15 protein-coding genes are annotated in these 18,029 nt (G+C 47.6%); 5 read left to right on the plus strand and 10 right to left on the minus strand.

Annotated features, from left to right (window positions below; translation table 11 throughout):
- Positions 1–2: 2 nt before the first annotated feature.
- Genes nusB through yajC form a run of 8 tightly spaced genes read right to left on the minus strand, consistent with a single transcriptional unit; the run spans position 3 to position 6,423 of the window.
- The gene (nusB, locus tag BM292_RS10745) at positions 3–422 is read right to left on the minus strand and encodes a transcription antitermination factor NusB (RefSeq protein ID WP_092858434.1); all 420 of its coding nucleotides are present in this window, start codon (positions 420–422) and stop codon (positions 3–5) included.
- A gap of 11 nt (positions 423–433) precedes the next feature.
- The gene (gene ribH, locus BM292_RS10750; RefSeq protein ID WP_092858436.1) at positions 434–898 is read right to left on the minus strand and encodes a 6,7-dimethyl-8-ribityllumazine synthase; all 465 of its coding nucleotides are present in this window, start codon (positions 896–898) and stop codon (positions 434–436) included.
- Positions 899–948: 50 nt separating this feature from the next.
- Positions 949–1,557, minus strand: a complete 609-nt coding sequence (locus BM292_RS10755) for a lysophospholipid acyltransferase family protein (RefSeq protein ID WP_092858438.1) — start codon at positions 1,555–1,557, stop codon at positions 949–951.
- Positions 1,558–1,563: 6 nt separating this feature from the next.
- On the minus strand, positions 1,564–2,430 hold the full coding sequence (locus tag BM292_RS10760; RefSeq protein WP_092858440.1) for a DUF3014 domain-containing protein: 867 nt from the start codon (positions 2,428–2,430) through the stop codon (positions 1,564–1,566).
- Between the two features lie 18 nt (positions 2,431–2,448).
- Complete coding sequence (yaaA, locus tag BM292_RS10765; RefSeq protein WP_092858442.1) at positions 2,449–3,231, minus strand: peroxide stress protein YaaA; 783 nt, start codon at positions 3,229–3,231, stop codon at positions 2,449–2,451.
- Positions 3,232–3,261: 30 nt separating this feature from the next.
- Positions 3,262–4,209 carry a protein translocase subunit SecF gene (gene secF, locus BM292_RS10770; RefSeq protein ID WP_092858444.1) on the minus strand — a complete coding sequence of 316 codons (948 nt, stop codon included), beginning with the start codon at positions 4,207–4,209 and terminating at the stop codon, positions 3,262–3,264.
- A gap of 11 nt (positions 4,210–4,220) precedes the next feature.
- Positions 4,221–6,068: a protein translocase subunit SecD gene (gene secD, locus BM292_RS10775; RefSeq protein WP_092858446.1), complete on the minus strand. Its 1,848-nt coding sequence runs from the start codon at positions 6,066–6,068 to the stop codon at positions 4,221–4,223.
- Positions 6,069–6,087: 19 nt separating this feature from the next.
- Positions 6,088–6,423: a preprotein translocase subunit YajC gene (yajC, locus tag BM292_RS10780; protein WP_092858448.1), complete on the minus strand. Its 336-nt coding sequence runs from the start codon at positions 6,421–6,423 to the stop codon at positions 6,088–6,090.
- Between the two features lie 205 nt (positions 6,424–6,628).
- On the opposite strand from yajC, the gene BM292_RS10785 reads away from it, so the two are divergent.
- Positions 6,629–7,249 (plus strand): trimeric intracellular cation channel family protein, encoded by a 621-nt coding sequence (locus tag BM292_RS10785; RefSeq protein WP_177203842.1) that lies wholly within the window; start codon positions 6,629–6,631, stop codon positions 7,247–7,249.
- Positions 7,250–7,251: 2 nt separating this feature from the next.
- Positions 7,252–10,629 (plus strand): hybrid sensor histidine kinase/response regulator, encoded by a 3,378-nt coding sequence (locus BM292_RS10790; RefSeq protein ID WP_092858452.1) that lies wholly within the window; start codon positions 7,252–7,254, stop codon positions 10,627–10,629.
- Here BM292_RS10790 and BM292_RS10795 read toward each other — a convergent pair.
- Both BM292_RS10795 and BM292_RS10800 read right to left on the minus strand, forming a co-directional pair.
- Positions 10,607–11,305, minus strand: a complete 699-nt coding sequence (locus tag BM292_RS10795; RefSeq protein WP_233340254.1) for a response regulator — start codon at positions 11,303–11,305, stop codon at positions 10,607–10,609. The two genes, BM292_RS10790 and BM292_RS10795, sit on opposite strands and share 23 nt — an antisense overlap.
- Before the next feature lie 72 nt (positions 11,306–11,377).
- Positions 11,378–13,606 carry a TonB-dependent receptor gene (locus tag BM292_RS10800; protein WP_092858456.1) on the minus strand — a complete coding sequence of 743 codons (2,229 nt, stop codon included), beginning with the start codon at positions 13,604–13,606 and terminating at the stop codon, positions 11,378–11,380.
- A 233-nt stretch (positions 13,607–13,839) separates the two neighbouring features.
- Here BM292_RS10800 and BM292_RS10805 point away from each other — a divergent pair, with 233 nt between their 5' ends.
- From BM292_RS10805 to BM292_RS10815, 3 genes are read left to right on the plus strand one after another with little or no spacing between them, the layout of a single operon-like run.
- Entirely contained in the window at positions 13,840–15,135 is a 1,296-nt protein-coding gene (locus BM292_RS10805; protein ID WP_092858458.1) for a GntP family permease, read from the plus strand.
- A gap of 27 nt (positions 15,136–15,162) precedes the next feature.
- Positions 15,163–16,830 carry a long-chain fatty acid--CoA ligase gene (locus tag BM292_RS10810; RefSeq protein ID WP_092858460.1) on the plus strand — a complete coding sequence of 556 codons (1,668 nt, stop codon included), beginning with the start codon at positions 15,163–15,165 and terminating at the stop codon, positions 16,828–16,830.
- Positions 16,827–18,005, plus strand: a complete 1,179-nt coding sequence (locus BM292_RS10815) for an E22 family MetX-like putative esterase (protein ID WP_177203838.1) — start codon at positions 16,827–16,829, stop codon at positions 18,003–18,005. The genes BM292_RS10810 and BM292_RS10815 overlap by 4 nt, the downstream gene beginning before the upstream one ends.
- The last annotated feature ends 24 nt before the right edge of the window (positions 18,006–18,029 follow it).

Raw genomic sequence — 18,029 nt, forward strand, 5'->3', positions numbered from 1 at the left:
GCTTACTGACGAGCAGCGCGGAGTGAGTCGATAGCTTTATCAAGAACACCATTTACAAAACGATGGCTATCATCAGCGCCAAACGATTTCGCTAATTCAATCGCTTCGTTGATAGCAACTTTGTATGGCACATCCAAGCGCTCACGCAACTCATACGCAGCTAAACGCAGCACGGCGCGTTCTACTTGGTCGAGATCTTTGAGCGGACGGTCTAAAAATGGTTCAAGAGCTTCATCTAAAGTTGATGATTGCCCAGCAACACCGCGTACTAACGCCAAAAAGTAATCAACATCTACTTTACTGGTGTCATTATCGGTTAAAAACTGGGCTTCAATGTCACTCATGCTATTTTGTGACAACTGCCATGAATATATTGCCTGAACGGCGAGCTTTCTTGCCTTACGGCGTGCAGCTGGTTTCATGAATAACTCTCTTAAATTTGACTCAGAACATTAACCATTTCGAGCGCACTCAAAGCAGCTTCAGAGCCTTTGTTTCCGGCTTTTGTGCCACTGCGCTCAATAGCTTGTTCAATGCTGTCGGTGGTAATAATACCAAACGCGACTGGAATCTCGTGCTCCAGTGCCACACGACCTAATCCACTATTGCTTTCACCAGCAACGAAATCAAAATGCGGTGTACCGCCACGGATCACTGCGCCAACAGCAATAATCGCATCATAGCGACCTGATTTAGCTAATTTTTTTGCAGTCAGTGGAATCTCGTAAGCGCCAGGAACTCGCACGACCGTAATATCGTCAGCATTGACTTGGCCATAGTGCTTCAGCGTTGTTAATGCGCCTTCGAGCAGGCTATCAACCACAAAGTGATTGAACCGAGAAACAACAATCGCAAATTTCTTACCTGGGGCGGCAATTCCGCCTTCAATGACGTTCATGGTTGGATCCTTTTCTAAAAATCGGCGGGATAATAGCACAATTTTGCCAATCAGGCATGTTCTGGATATTTTCCTACTGCATGAGCCAGAGCATCTTTAACTCGTTGCAACTCATCATCAATTGAACCGGTGATCATAAACGGTGGAGTAATCTCCACGACCTTCTTTGAGAAATCGAGAGCAATCGGCACCACCGGCACCTGCGCCGCCTGCGCGATGTGTAGAAAACCTTTTTTCCACTCGGCGACTTTCTTGCGTGTTCCCTCTGGTGACAACGCTAAGATTAAGTGGTCGCGTTGGTTAAACTGCGCCACCATTTGCTCAACGACGCCGCTGGCTGCTCGTCTATCAACAGGAATTCCACCCAGCCAACGCAATAAGCCATTTACTGGGAAACGAAAAATGGTGTGTTTGCCGAGGTAACTTAAGTTCAGGCCAAGTGCCAACATGGCAAAAACACCAATAAAGAAATCCCAATTCGAGGTATGCGGTGCAACCGGTATAATCGCCTTTTTCACATGCGGCAAATCGCCAACGACACGCCAGCCACCCAACAAACGCAAGCCAACACGACCAACCCAACGACTAAAGGCATTCCCGCGTAACGGAAATGCCCCTTTAACGTTATCCGGTATGGGCTCAGGATAAGATTGTGTCATGGTTGCTTACTGCATTAATGCGTCTTGAATCGCTTCAAGTTTCAATTTGATACGGCGAATATTATCTGGACCGGTACGTAACATTTGCTTCTGTGCTGCTGGCAATGCTTCCAAGGTCGGGTCGGCATAGCGATACATGACGCTATCATCATTTAATTCGATAACGGTTCCAACCGACGGAGTTTCCAGCAACACGTTAATCGCTTCTAACAACATCTGGTTTGGATCTTGGTCGGGGTAACCAATTTCACCAAGGGCTTGCTTCACCAGCGGTTGATAGCGTTCAAACATCGACACCAACACATCTGTATCTAAACTAACAAACCAGTCAACCATTGGGTTGTAGCGATCATAGCTACGCGGGTCGATATAAATTTTGCCGTTTTGTTCGAGCACTCGGAATGACGCGGTAGGGCCTGCAATAACAGCTTTCTCGCGAATCACTAACCCCTGGCGCAAGTTATCGACAAACACAACGGTATCGCGAATCAGTTGCTGACCAGTGATAGGCTCAACGTTTTGCTCTGCAGCTTTCAGTTCATCTAACACTGCCGTGGTGCTATTGGCCATGTCTGGCAACGGTACTTTCGGCTCAGGTTCAGGCTCTAGTTCAACTGTTTCGCTAATTTCAGGCACCGGCTCATCAATTTCTGGCGAGGTTTCGGGTTCAGCTTCGGGCTCTGGTTGTTGAGACTCTTGAACAACTGGCGCAGGTTGCTTGATTTCTGGCTTCGCCGCTTGCTCCTGTTGCTTGGCAAGATAGAACACCACAGCAATTGCTATTGCGAGTAACACAATAACACTGATAATCAACTTACCTTTATTGGTGGTGGTTGTTGCTGCCGGTGATGGATCTTGCCCAAAATCTCTCATTATTTGCCCCTTGCTCGATTATTTCTGATCGCGCTCAGCTCGATAAAAAACCAATTCACTATCGGTAGATTCATCGGCGTTAAATCGATAACCACCGGCGTTGAACTGGCGCAGTTCTGCCACTGACTTCGGCTGTTCGGTCATAATATAGCGCGCCATCATGCCGCGTGCTTTTTTAGCCCAAAAGCTAATAACCTTGTACTCACCGTTTTTCTCGTCCTTGAACACTGGGGTCACAATTTGCGCTTTCAAACGTTTTGTTTGCACGCTTGAGAAGTATTCGTGTGACGCTAAATTAATGACCAGCTCTGAATCGATCGTCTCTAAATCTTCATTGAGCATGTCAGTAATTTCATCGCCCCAAAACTCATACAAATTACGTCCACGCGACGTGTCGAGCTTGGTGCCCATCTCTAATCGGTAAGGCTGCATTAAGTCGAGTGGCCTCAATACACCATATAGACCTGACAATATGCGTAAATGTTCCTGAGCATAGGCAATTGATTCAGCAGATAACTTTTCTGCGGCTAAACCACTGTATACATCACCGTCAAATGCATAAATAGCAGGACGCGCATTGTTTGGCGTAAAGGGCGTATGCCACTCGGCGAACCGAGCAGCATTGAGACCTGCCAACTTATCGCTAATTTTCATTAATTCGCTTAACTGCATCGGAGATAGCGCTTGGCACCGATCCACCAGTTCCTGCGCCCGTTCTAACATGCGCGGCTGCGAATGTTCAGCGGTTGGCAATGGACTGTCGTAATCTAAGTTCTTTGCTGGCGATATGACTACTAGCATCGTTATCTCCGTTTATTTGTGACTTTAGCCCTATGGCATCGGGTCTAAATCTTCACCCTCTTTTTCCACCTCTGACGGCATTAAGTCTTCACGACTGACACCAAGCGCAAGCGCTAATGAGCTGGCAATATAGATTGATGAATAGGTACCAATGATGACACCAAACAATAACGCTGTCGCAAAACCGTGGATTAACTGGCCGCCTAAGAAAAATAGTGCCATCAATACTAAAATCGTGGTTAACGACGTGATCACCGTCCGGCTCATCGTATCTGTTAAGGCACCGTCAATAATCTCCTGCGAGGTACCTTTGTGGTACTTACGGAAGTTTTCACGAATTCGGTCACATACCACCACGGTATCGTTAATTGAATAACCAATCACCGCGAGCAACGCTGCCAATACCGTCAAATCGAACTCAAGCCCGAGAACTGAGAACAAGCCTAGGGTGATGATGACATCGTGTGCCAATGCGCCTACAGCACCGAGAGCAAGTCGCCATTCAAAGCGCAAAGCAATATAAATGAGGATACAGATCAGCGCCGTTAACATTGCTAAGCCGCCCTGTTCCGTCAATTCGTCACCTACTTGCGGCCCAACGAACTCGATCCGACGCATTTCCACTTGACCGTCAGATTCGGCTTGTAGCAAAGATAAGATTTGATTACCTAGCTCTTGTGCTTTAACGCCTTCACGCGGCTCGATACGAATCAATACATCTTGTTGTGTACCGAAGTTTTGTACAACGGCGCCACCGAACCCATTGGCGTCTAGTGTTTGGCGCACTGCTGGCAAATCAGCGGCGGTTTCGTAGCCAACTTCAATCACGGTACCACCGGTGAAATCAAGCCCCCAGTTCAACTGGTTCACGCTCAAACTCACGATAGACGCGATAATCAATAAGCCACTAATAAACCATGCGCCAAGACGATAGCGCATGAATGGTATCGTTTTATTTGTCTTAATAATCTCATGCATAACAGTACCCCTTATACCGACAATTTATCGATGCGCTTGCCACCCCAAACAGCGTTTATAACTGCACGGGTACCGACAATTGCGGTAAACATCGAGGTGATAATGCCGATTGCGAGGGTTACCGCAAAGCCTTTAACTGGCCCTGTACCCACCGCAAACAAGATAATTGCAACAATCAACGTGGTGATGTTGGCATCCATAATAGTCGAAAATGCGCTGTCATAACCATGATGAATGGCTTGTTGCGGACTTCGTTTGTCACGAATTTCCTCGCGAATACGCTCAAATATGAGTACGTTCGCATCAACCGCCATACCAACAGTCAAAACAATACCGGCCATACCTGGCAAGGTAAGCGTGGCGCCAGGGATCATGGACATAACGCCAACAATAAGAACTAGGTTAGCCGTTAGAGCAAGGTTCGCAACCAGACCAAACTTCTTGTAATACAGCACCATAAAGAAGATAACGAGGATAAAGCCCCATAATATGGCTTGTGTTCCCAAGGCGATATTCTCTTTACCGAGACTCGGACCTAGAGTTCGTTCTTCTACGATTTGGATTGGTGCAATCAAAGCACCGGCACGCAGTAACAGCGCTAAGTTCTGAGCTTCTTGTTGCGAACTGATACCAGTAATTCGGAAATTGCTACCTAGGCGGGCTTGAATAGTGGCAACGTTAATCACTTCCGCGTGACGTTCGAACACGATGCGATCGTTCTCGTCACGCTCGCCAGTTGCTTTAAATTCAATAAACAACGTGGCCATCGGTTTGCCAATGTTGTCACGTGTCGCCAGCGACATTTTGTCGCCGCCAGCACCATCGAGTGAGATACTCACTTGGGGACGCTGGTTTTCGTCAAAACCTGACGTGGCATTAACAATATGGTCACCCGTTAAGATCACGTCTTCGCGTAATAAGGTGTTACCACCGTTACGGTTAGGAAACAATTCTGAACCAAACGGCACACGACCCATTTCGGCATCACGCAAACTATTTTCATCATCGACCAAACGGAACTCGAGGGTCGCTGTTGCGCCCAAGATTTCCTTAGCGCGAGCTGTATCTTGCACACCCGGTAATTGAACCACAATGCGCTCAGCACCTTGACGCTGCACGATAGGCTCGGCAACACCAAGCTCGTTCACACGGTTACGAAGAATCGTCACGTTTTGTGAAATGGCGTAATCTTGGGTCTCTTTCAGTTTTGCTTCAGTCATACGCAGACGCAGCGTTTGCGTTGCTTCGTCTTCAATGAGCGTATATCCAGGGTAACGGTTATCTAAGTACTGCTCCGCTGCGGCGTAATCTTCGGCACTGCGCAATTCGACCACAACGTCTGAATCGTCACGGCGAATACTGGTTGAACGAATGCGTTCTTCGCGCAATTCAGAGCGAACGGTGTCACGCATTTGGTCTTGAATTTTACGCACTGCTTCTTGCATATCCACTTCCATTAAGAAGTGAACACCGCCGCGCAAATCAAGACCGAGTTTCATCGGCTCTGCACCGATATCTGCCAACCAGTCTGGCGTCGCCGGGGCTAGATTCAAAGCAACGATATAGTTGGTACCTAGCTCTTTTAACAGCGCATCCCGAGCTTGCAATTGTTCAACATCAGAATTGACGCGAACCAAAATCTGCTCGTTCTCAAGTGTGACACCCTTGGGCGTGATGTCCAATTGCTCAAGGGTTTGTTCAACACGCCCTAACGTATCTGTCGTTACAGATGCATTACGACTTGCCGAGATTTGCACGGCGTAATCTTCACCGTACAAATTAGGGAGTGCGTACAAGGCGGCAATCGCCAGTACGGCGATCACCATCAAGTTCTTCCACAACGGAAACTTATTTAACACGTTAAATCCTTATCTCTTATTACAGAGATTTCATCGTACCTTTTGGCAGTACTGCAGTAACCGCTGATTTCTGAACTGTTACTTCCATACCTTCGGCAACTGTGATCACCATAAAGTCTTTATCGTCTGAAATTTTGCTGATACGGCCAACAAAACCACCGTTCATCAGTACTTCATCACCTTTGCTGATGCTTGATACCAATTCTTTATGCGCTTTCACACGTTTTGCTTGTGGACGGTAAATCATGAAGTAGAAAATCAAGCCGAACATAACCAGCATGAAAACCAGTTCCATACCGCCACCTTGTGGTGCTCCGGCTTCTTGTGCGTACGCTGTTGGAATTAAGAAATCCATGAATATCCCCTTACTGTATTTTTAAGTTATTGAGGTTAGAAATGGGGCTGAATATATTGCAAACAAGCCCTAATTTCTAATTTTTAATGAATGGCGGGCATTCTAACGAATTTCTGCTTAAATAGGGAGTAAATTGACGTAAACTAGTATTTCGTTAGGCGCAACGGTTAGGAACCATATTAGGAAGCACAATAACAACATGGAATTGACCACATTATTTTATTGGATTGACCATTTAGGCGTCGCCGTTTTCGCGGTGTCTGGCACCCTATTGGCGTTTCGCAAAAACATGGATGGCTTTGGCGTCATCGTTCTAGCAACCGTGACAGCTATCGGCGGCGGCACGACTCGTGATCTCATTTTAGATATGCCGGTGTTTTGGGTATACGATCCATACTACTTATACACCGTTGCCCTTGCCGCTTTGGTCACTATTCTATGGTTACGCTACAAAGATTACATTCATCAAAAAACCTTGTTACTCGCTGATGCGGTGGGCGTTTCGTTTTTTACCGTGATGGGCGCCCTGAAAGCCTTTGAAGCAGGTTTTTCACCACTCATCTGCGTGATTATGGGCACCATGACGGCCTGTTTTGGCGGTATGCTACGCGATGTCCTCGCACGCGATATCCCCATGGTGTTAAAAGGTGAGTTGTATGCCACAACTTGTCTCATTGGTGCATCAGTGTTTGTGCTAATTGAGCCATACTCGCAACTGTTTGCCATTTTAATCGGTGGCATCACCACATTATTAATACGCTTAGGCGCGATTCGCTGGCAATGGTCACTCATAGTCTTTCATGAGAATCAGGATGGGCACCGTTAACCATGCTCAGTACTGGGTTTGCTATACTCATCGCAATTATTTATATCGCCATCTTATACAGCATCGCGTATCGCGGTGAGCGCAAACCTCCCAATCAAGTCAAACCCTATCGTTATGCGCTTGCACAAGGTATTCACTGCACCACTTGGGCGTTTTACGGCACCATCACGCAATCCGCTTATTACGGTTGGTCGGTTGCGCCGACATACATTGGCGCCATGTTGGTGTTTTTATTTGCGCACCGCATTCAAATGCGCCTACTACACGTCTGTAAACAGCAAAACTTAACCTCAATCGCTGATGTTATTAGCCATCGTTATGGCAAATCACCCACGCTTGCAGTAACTGTGGCACTGATTGCCCTGATTGGTATCGTGCCCTACATTGCACTGCAATTACGCGCTGTTACCGGAAGCTTTGCGGCGGTTACTGGACTGGCAGAAAAACCGTTGCCATGGTTTGGTGATGTAGCGGCCCTCGTGGCGCTGGCGATGATGATGTTTGCAATATTATTCGGTACTCGACGCATGAGCTTGGCCGAACAGCATTCTGGCTTAATGGACGCCGTTGCATTTGAATCCATTGTTAAGCTACTAGCGTTTATGGGCGTTGGCGCATTCGTGAGTTACGCCATGTTCGATGGCGTTGCCGATGTGTTCATTCAAGCTTCGCAAACAGCCGAAATTAGCACTGTTCTAACGGGTCGCGATGACGGCGCCTTTGTGTATGTCACGCATATTCTACTGGGCGCCATTTCAATGTTTTGTTTACCGCGCCAGTTCCATGTCAGTTACATCGAAAATACCGATCCCGAAGAGCTAAGAGCCGCACGCTGGGCATTTCCGCTGTATTTATTTGCCATTAATTTGTTCATTTTGCCAATTGCCCTGGCTGGTTTGTTACTTGTTCCCGAAGCGGCACAAACGGATACGTTCATGATTACGTTGCTGTTAGAAGCCGACCAACCAGCGGTTACCGCCGTTGCCTTTGTTGGTGGGCTTGCCTCGGCGACCAGTATGGTTATCATCGCGACGCTGGCTCTGAGTATTATGATGTCCAACGACGTTGTGATGCCATTTTGGTTAAAGGCAACCAAGCGTAAATTACGTAATGTGTCATTTACTTCGCAACGTATTTTAGCTATTCGGCGCACCACCATCGCACTGATTATTATTCTGGCGTTTGGCTTTCACAAGTTAACCGAAGCGAATTTACCATTAGTCAACGCCGGCCTCCTGTCGTTAGCTTTATTGGCACAGTTAGCGCCAGCTTTACTCGGCGGTATCATCTGGCAGCGCGGCAACTACACGGGGGCCACTTTTGGCATTGCCGCCGGTACCGCATTGTGGCTATGGCTGTTGTTTCTGCCGTCAGTCCAACTCAACCGCGGTCTATCCGATACTGAATTAAGTTTTGGGGTACTGGTAAGCCTTGGCGTTAACTTAGCGCTATACGTGTTTGCCTCATTCGTTTCTAAATCTTCGACTATCGAGCAACAGCAACGACGTTTGTTCACAGACCCGACGGGTGGTCATGCCGAGCTTTATCAGCATCAGCCCATCACTTGGGGCCGCTTACGCCAATTGTTAGCACGATTTTTCGATTCGGTTGAGCTTGAGCGTTTGAGCGAACGCCTAAATCACGGTCTGACTATCGACAATGCTGACGAGCTGGTGCCTGGCTCATTGCTTGCCCGAATTGAACGTGAACTCTCAGCGGTCATTGGTAGCGCCGCCAGCCGTATCCTGCTCGATACCGTAACCCAGCAACCTTCGGTACCGATTGCGCAAGTAGTCACTTGGGCCACTGAGGCATCGCAGCTTTATAAATTCAATCGTGAGTTATTACAGGCCTCAGTCGAAAATATTCCGCAAGGAATTAGCGTGATTGACCAAGACCTTCGCCTCGTGGCTTGGAATCACCGCTACGTTGAAGTATTTGAATATCCATCAGGATTTCTGCAAGCTGGCATGCCGGTAGCCGATCTCCTCCGTTACAACGCGCAACGTGGCTTAATTAATACGGACTCACAATCTGATTTAAACGATGAAGTTGAAAAGCGCTTAAACTATCTACGCCAAGGCAGCGCCTATCGTTACCAGCGCCAGCAAGGCCAACATGTGATTGAATTACAGGGTGCGCCAATGCCGGGTGGCGGGTTTGTCACGACGTACACCGACATTACGGAGCTCGTTGAAGCGCAGCGCGCACTTGAGAAAGTAAATTTAGAGTTGGAACAACGGGTCGCCGATAGAACCGTTCAGTTGGTTGAAGCAAAACAAGCAGAAGAGCGCGCGCATCAGAGTAAGTCGCGTTTCTTTGCGGCGGTTAGTCACGATTTGATGCAACCATTTAATGCCGCAACATTGTTCTGCGACATGCTAACGCAACGGCTTGACGGTGATGCGGCCAAGCTATCGCGTCAAATACAGCAATCATTACAAAATGCAGAAGAACTGCTGACCATGCTGCTTGAAATGACCCGACTTGAAGCGGGTAACCTTCCGGTCAACAAACAACAAATCGCCTTGCACGATGTGATTCAACCACTGGTTGATAGCCAACGCATTATTGCGGCAGAAAAAAATCTTCAAATACGTTATGTCGCAACTCACGCTCAGCTATTTACTGACCGGAAGATGATTAGCCGTATCATTCAAAATCTTCTGTCTAATGCGGTGCGCTACACCGATTCAGGGAAAGTTATGATCGGTTTGAAACGCCACGGTGATAGCGTCCAACTCAAAATTTATGACACCGGTAGAGGCATACCAGCGGATCAACGCGACAAAATATTCCGCGAGTTTCATCAAGTCAGCCAATCGGGAGATAACCCAGGTTTGGGGCTGGGATTAGCGATTGTAGAGCGAATGTGTCGGCTACTGGGTATTCCACTTTCATTAGAATCAACGGTTGGCAAAGGTACGGTATTCACCTTATCGCTACATAATGTGACGTGGCAAAAGTCGATACCACGGGTCGCACCGCCGCAAACATTGAGCGCTGAACGATTTCTGGAAAATACCAACGTTTGGTTACTCGATAATGATGCGCAAGTGCTGCAAGCAATGGAACAGTTATTTACGCACTGGGGAGCCCGAGTGGTTGTGGCAACCAGTCGCGCGCAATTGCCATGGCATGAACACGAGCCGGACTTGTTAGTATTTGACTACCATTTGGACGAGCAAGATACCGGCATTGCGGTACTTGAAGCGGTTCGCGAGCACTATGAAAATGCGACCATTCCTGCCATTATCAACTCCGCTGACCCCGATGAAACAGTGCGTGAGCAGGTTATTGCCAAGTCGGCACTGTTTACCCCGAAGCCAATCAAAACGGCGGCGTTAAAGCGGCTGGTTAAACGTCTGTTGCGTCGCTAAATTCACTGGCATTCAGCATTTGTTTGAAGAGGATGCCAGCTTGGGTTCGATTGATGACGTTTAGCTTGCGCAAAATGGCAGACACATGCTGTTTAATCGTTGTCTCTTGCACATTCAATTCATAAGCAATCTGCTTATTTAACAAGCCATCAGCTAAACATTCCAACACGCGAAATTGCTGTGGTGTTAGCTGCTCAAGACGCTGCGCAAAATCGAGATATTGTTCTGGATGTTCGGCTTCAACTGCATCACGTAAATGCGTCGGCAACCAAGTGTCGCCCGCAAGCACACAGTGAACAGCTTGCTGTAATTCAGCGAGCGGCATCGATTTTGGAATATAGGCACTAGCACCAAATGCCATGGCTTGACGAATTGTCTGCAATTGTTCGTTAGCCGACACTATAACGACCAAGATATCAGGGTAACGACTACGCAAGGAGGTAAGTCCGGTTAGCCCGCGATTACCTGGCATGGTCAAATCTAACAATACAAGTTCAACTTGGGGTTCTTGCTCAATAACTTGCAACAACTGCTCAAATGAGGCGACTTCGAGAATAGGGGCAACCAGAGTTTCAAGTAATGCTTGTTTTAACGCTGCCCGAAATAATGGATGATCATCTGCAATGATTGCTCGCGCCATGCCTGAACCTATGGAATGTTTATCGAAAGTATCCATGCTAGCGCGTCCAATGAAAAAAGTCAGTGGTTACCTGCCATTTGCGACAGGTAACCACCAAGTGGGGATAAATTAAAACTTATACCCCACAGCCAGGGAAACAGTGCGTGGATCACCGTAGTAACCGACAACTGCGTCATCGCCGAAGGTTGGTCCGAAGTTGTAACCACCAACACGATATTCTTCGTCAGTTAGGTTCTTGCCGTGTACGCCAACCGTCCAGTTGCCGTTAGCCGAATACCACACTACGCTGGTGTTGAGTAAACCGTAACCTTCTTGGTCAAGCGGTGACGGGGCTTCAAACATTTGCACGTCATCACGATAGGCATAGTTTGCTGACCATACAATTTCACCACCCGCCATTTCGAATGACTTATTAAAGCCAATGCTGTACGTCAATTCTGGTGTATTTTGGAATGACCAAGCATCGGTTACATCAGTGGTTTCACCGGTTGCCGGCTCTTCATAGACAACTGAATCGAATTCAGCATCGATATAGCCAAGCATAGCAGTGAAGTTCAAGGTATCGGTTGCCGCGAATACTGATTCAACCTCAAAACCTTTCACCGTCGACTCACCGGCGTTCAATACTTGCGATGAAATACCTGCTGGCACAACACGCTGTACCGTCACTTGCATATCTTGATAATCAGAGTAGAAGATGGCGCTGTTCAGACGCATACGGCCGTCCAACAACTCAGACTTCACCCCGAACTCGACGGTATCAACGATTTCTGGATCGTACGGCTCGTTAATCGTTGGGTTCAACGACTGGTCAGCACGCATATCGACGCCGCCTGACTTAAAGCCATTGCTGTAACTACCGTAAACCATGACATCGTCAGAAACCTTATAGTTTAAGGCAACATGCGGTGAGAATCGGCTCCAATCAGCTTTCGTCGTAAACTCTGAGTTCACCGCAAATGGGTCGCCAAAACTGTCCACTGGGGCCGTATTGACGTAGTGCACACCTAAGTAGGTATAACGGAAGACATCTGCTTCTTTCTCATCTTTGGTGTAACGACCACCGACCGTTAACGTCAGGTCGTCAGTCATTTGATAGTTACCTTGACCGAACACCGCAAAGCTGTCGGTTTGTACACAACCACCATTATCAACTGTTACACCGCCTAAGGCAGCGAGGTACATTGGTAGAACGGTTCCGAATACACCACAAGCTTCACCATCATAGAAGTACACACCACCGACAAAGTCAAAGTTGTCGTTGTTGCTGTAATTTACTTGGAATTCTTGGGTAAATTGCTCGTCTTCATAGATAGCTGGAACCATGAAGATTGGCTCACCGGTCGAGTTAAAGTCGATGTTGGTGTTGGTATAACCTTCACGACTTGCGGTAACCGATTTAAAGCCCCACTCGGCGTTAATATCCCAGTTATAAACCAATGACCATCCTTCGGTTTCAACCAAGTTATCAACTGGCATTGCAGTGTTTGAGTCATACACATCATCAAGTGGCTCTTGGCCGGTCACTGAACTGGTCAGTAAACGATGTGCACCTTTCGCGTTTGATTCGTCTTCAGTGTTGTCGTAAGAGAATTTCAAATCCATATTCTCGTTGATCAACCACTTAGCCGATAACCGGTAGGTCAGTAAATCTTTGTTGTAGTTCTCGTCGCCGGTGTTTAAGAAAGTACCAAAACCATCGCGTTGTAATGAGGCAATGGCGCCACCGACAAAGAAATTATCACTTAACGCAGTTTGACCAGAGATTTTCAGGTCACGTTGGTTGTAACTACCAATGGCACCCTGAACTGATAACTCGTTATATCCAGTCAGCTCTTTGGTGACGTATTTTAACGCACCACCAATGGTGTTTTTACCGTACAAAGTACCTTGTGGGCCACGTAGTACCTCAATACGTTCAATATCGAACACTTCTAAAACGGCGCCTTGAGGACGCGCAACATACACATCATCAATATAAACACCAACACCTGGTTCAAAACCCCAGAGCGGGTCTTGTTGGCCGACACCACGAATATATGCGGTTAGTGTTGAGTTGGTACCGCGACTGACTTGAATGGTGGCGTTAGGAATACGCTGCTGCAATTCGGTGATGTCTTCAACACCAATTTCTTCCAGATCGCCCGCACCAAATGACGATACCGATACCGGAACCTCTTGCAGGCTTTCAGTTTTACGACGTGCAGTAACTTCAATGCGTTCAAGGCCTTGCATTTCATCTTCATTAGCCTGTTCTTGTTGCGCATAGGCTGGCATCGCCATTACCGAAGCAATGGTCATCGCAAGTAATGAGCGGCGAAAAATGGGTTGACTCATGATGTCGTTCTCCCGGATTGTTAAGTTGTTTTGTGTGCTAATTGTTTTAATAATTTTCAGTGCAACGAAAGCAAACTGTTGTCATGGCCTAAGTACCCTAGCCTAAAGTTTTGCTTTTGTATTCTGTACGTTAGTACTATGTAAAAAAAAGTGCGCTTGCAGCATGATACGTCACATCAATGCAGCAGTTCAGGTCATGGCACTCCTGAAACCAACCTTCAAAGAGGTAATGCATGTTAAGCATGATAGGACTTGTTGGGGGCTTAGCCCTGCTCATCATTCTGACTTTGCGAGGAATGAACTTATTTATCAGCGCGCCACTGTGCGCTGTGCTTGTTGCACTATGCAGCAACGTTCCCTTATTCCAGGGTGATTTAAATTTCGTCAGCGCTTATATGAGCGGATTTTCAGGCTTTGTGGCCTCGTGGTTTTTCATGTTTTTGCTCGGATCGATTTTCGGCAAATTCATGGAAGACACCGGTGCCGCCGACAGCGTTGCTAAATGGATTATTGAAAAGCTCGGTCGCAAGCAAGCGATGCTAGCAGTGGTTCTGGCTTGTGCGATTTTGACCTACGGTGGCGTTAGTGTCTTTGTCGTTGCGTTCTCTGTTTATCCCATGGCGCTATCGCTATTTAAAGATGCCAATTTACCACGTCGGTTTATTCCAGCCGCACTCGCCTTTGGCTCGGTGACATTTACGATGACGTCAGCCGGCTCACCAGAAATCCAAAACTGGATTCCGATTGAGTTCCTCGGCACTTCGCCCTATGCGGCATGGGAAGTCAGCCTGTTTGTTGCGATTTTAATGGCACTGTTTGGTTATTGGTGGCTGAGTCGATTGATTCGTCGCGCGGTGGCGAATGGTGAATGCTTTGAAGCGCGCAGCGATGACCCGAAAAACTTAGAGCGTAAACTACCTAACCCCATTAGCGGTCTTGTGCCATTAATCGTGGTGCTTGCACTAAGCTTTATGTTTCATGAAGAGCTCAAGCAAAATGCGTTGATTATTGCGCTTTCTGGCGGGGTTTTAGCGATTGCCATCATTAACCACAAATACTTCCAAAGTATATCGCAAGCATTAACCGAAGCATCCACCGGCGCTTTAGTTGCAATCGGTAATACCGCAGCAGTGGTGGGCTTTGGTAGCATCGCTAAAGTCACACCAGCATTTGAGCAAGCTGTCGCATTAATGACAAGCCTGCCTGGCAATGAACTGGTTGGTGCTGCGGTTGCGGTCAGTGTTATCGCTGGTTTAACTGGTTCAGCGTCGGGCGGTCAAGCCATCGCGCTACCTGTGCTTGGTCCACATTATATTGACGCTGGCGTGAATCCAGATCAGCTTCACCGGATTGTGGCGATTTCTTCAGGTGCGCTCGATTCCTTGCCGCACAATGGCTACGTGGTAACGACCATTCGCGGTATTTGTAAAGAGACCCACCAAGCGGCGTATTGGCCAGTGGCCGCCGTAACCGTTGTTGTTCCATTTGTTGGCCTTGCCGTGGCAATTGGTCTGTTTATATGGCTATAAATTATTTGCATTTAATCGAGGCACTTTATGTTTGAAGTATCTACAAGCGCCGCTGCAAGTCTGCCAGGCGATGTTCAAGATAGTCAGTTACTGATTATCGATTTGCTGCGGCATGCGGTGCGTCGACACCCGCAGCAAGAAATTGTCTCGCGACGGCTAGAAGGTGATATTCATCGGTATTCCTACCAAGCCTGTTACCAGCGCACCTGTCAGCTTGCTCACGCATTAAAACAGCTCGAAATTGAGCCTGGCGATCGCGTGGCGACGCTCGCTTGGAACACCTATCGACATGTTGAGTTATATTATGCGGTTAGCGGAATTGGCGCCGTCATTCACACCGTCAACCCGCGCTTGATTGCCGAACAAATTAAGTGGATTTTGGACGATGCCGAAGCAAGTTGGCTGTTTGTCGATGCCAGCTTTGTTCCGTTACTCGACGAGTTCGCCAACGAGCTAAAAACGGTAAAAGGTATTGTGATTTTAACCGACGCCGAACAACAACCCATGTTGGACCATATCTGGTTGCCGGTACAAAATTACGAAACCTTGCTCAGCGAACAACCACGCGAATTTGATTGGCCTATTTTCTCCGAGCAAAGCGCCGCTTTGTTATGCTACACCTCAGGCACCACCGGCAATCCCAAGGGCGTTTTAACATCGCATCGCTCAACTGTATTGCATGCGCAGGCAACCCTGAGTGCTGAGTTACTCGACTTACGCACCGATACGGTATTGATGCCGATGGTTTCAATGTATCACGTTGGTGCGTGGGGCGCCCCCTACGCTGCCCCGCTTGCGGGAAGTAAGTTGGTGCTACCCGGCGCCGGTATGAGTGGTGCCGACATGCATGAGCTTATTACTTCTGAAAATGTCACTGTAGGTTTGGGGGTTCCAACAATTTGGCTAACCTTGCATAACTACTTGCACGAACATCAGCTGCATATTCCTTCATTAGAGCGTGTATGCGTAGGTGGCGCGGCATCGCCGCTTGGTTTAGTGAAAACCTATGACGAGCTTTATGATGTTTATTGGCAGCCTATTTGGGGCATGACTGAAACGGGCCCGTTAGCCTGCTCTGCGCCACCGACTGCAGCGATAATGGCGCTTCCTGCAACCGAACGCTATGCCATTCAAACTACAGCGGGCCGAGCCTGTTTCGGTGTGGATATGGCGATATTTGATGCATCTGGTCACCCGCTCCCACACGATGGTGTTACTTCGGGAGAATTGAAGGTGCGTGGCCCTTGGATTGCCAGTAGCTATTACCGCCGTGACGACCCTGATATTTTTGCTGATGGCTGGCTTGCCACCGGCGACATTGCGGTGATTGATACGCAGGGTTATATGAAAGTCGTCGATCGCAAAAAAGACGTCATTAAAAGCGGTGGCGAGTGGATTAGCTCGTTAGATATCGAAAATATCGCAAGCCAGCACCCAGATGTTAATGAAGGTTGCGTGATTGGCGTCAAGCACCCGAAGTGGGACGAGCGCCCTCTGTTACTTGTTGTCGCTAACAAAGGGCATCAAATTGATAAGCAGGACATTTATAAATTCCTCGAAGGCAAAATCGCAAAATGGTGGATGCCCGACGACATTATTGTGGTCGATAGCCTGCCACATACCGGCACCGGTAAATTAATTAAAAACGAACTGCGCAAGCAGTACTTAAATTATCTGATGGAGCAATCAGCATGATTCTTCGACTCACAACACTTATTTTTATCATGGCGGTTTCGTCTGTAAACGCCGTGCATGCTTCTGAACTCTTGGTTGAAAAAAAATCATTTACAACCAAAAACTTTGCCACTGTGAGTGGCGAAGTTATCCCGGAAGTGACCATTGGCTGGGAAGCTTACGGTGAACTGAACGAAGCGAAAGACAATGTTATTTTGATTACTCACTTCTTTTCCGGCAATAGTCATGCGGCTGGTAAATACACGCCAAATGACCCGCAGTCGGGCTACTGGGACGCGATTATTGGTCCTGGTAAAGCAATTGATACGAATAAGTACTACGTATTGAGTTCGGATACGCTCGTTAATGCATTTCCGCATTTGCCGCACGTGATTACAACCGGCCCAGCATCAATTAATCCGAAAACTGGAAAGCCTTATGGGTTAGATTTTCCAGTTGTCACTATCCGCGATTTTGTTAACGTACAACATGCGTTGATCACCAGCTTGGGTATCAACAAATTACATGCTGTTGTGGGCGCTTCAATGGGCTCGTTACAAGCGCTGGAATGGTCAGTAGCTTATCCAGATATGGTGGAACGAATGGTATCGGTAATTGGTGCCGGCGCGATGGATGCTTGGACCATTACCGCACTGGAGCACTGGGCGCGTCCAATTAAATTGGATCCGAATTGGAACCACGGTAATTACTATGATGGCGAAGCACCGCTACAAGGCTTAGCCAGCACGCTAACAATGATTACCCAACAAGCGATGCACCCAGTTGCTTTCAATCAATCATCGCCTAAACAAGAAACATTGCCACAAGCAGCACTTGAAAGTGTGACCAATGGCTTGCCTGCAACCGATTTTTGGTTCGGTGCGGCCGCGAAGAACGCGCCATTAGCAGATGCGAATCACATTCTCTATTTAGTGCGGGCGAATCAATTGTTTGTCGCTGGACATGAGCAAGATTTAGCAACTGGCTTAAGTAAGGTAAAGGCAAAAACGCTATTTCTGCCAGCGAAAAATGACCTGCTATTACAGCCTTATTTAGCGAAGCAAGCAGTAGAGATTCTTAAGGAGCAAGACAAAGCACCGCAGTACGCTGAAATTGACGGTATTTTTGGACACCTTGATGGCGTTTACAATATTCAATCCAAAGCCACTGAGCTTGCCGAATTTATCAATCAATAAATGCAGAGAAAAACACCGGCATTT

Origin of the sequence: Pseudidiomarina tainanensis (assembly GCF_900115255.1) — a bacterium.
GTDB classification, from domain to species: domain Bacteria; phylum Pseudomonadota; class Gammaproteobacteria; order Enterobacterales; family Alteromonadaceae; genus Pseudidiomarina; species Pseudidiomarina tainanensis.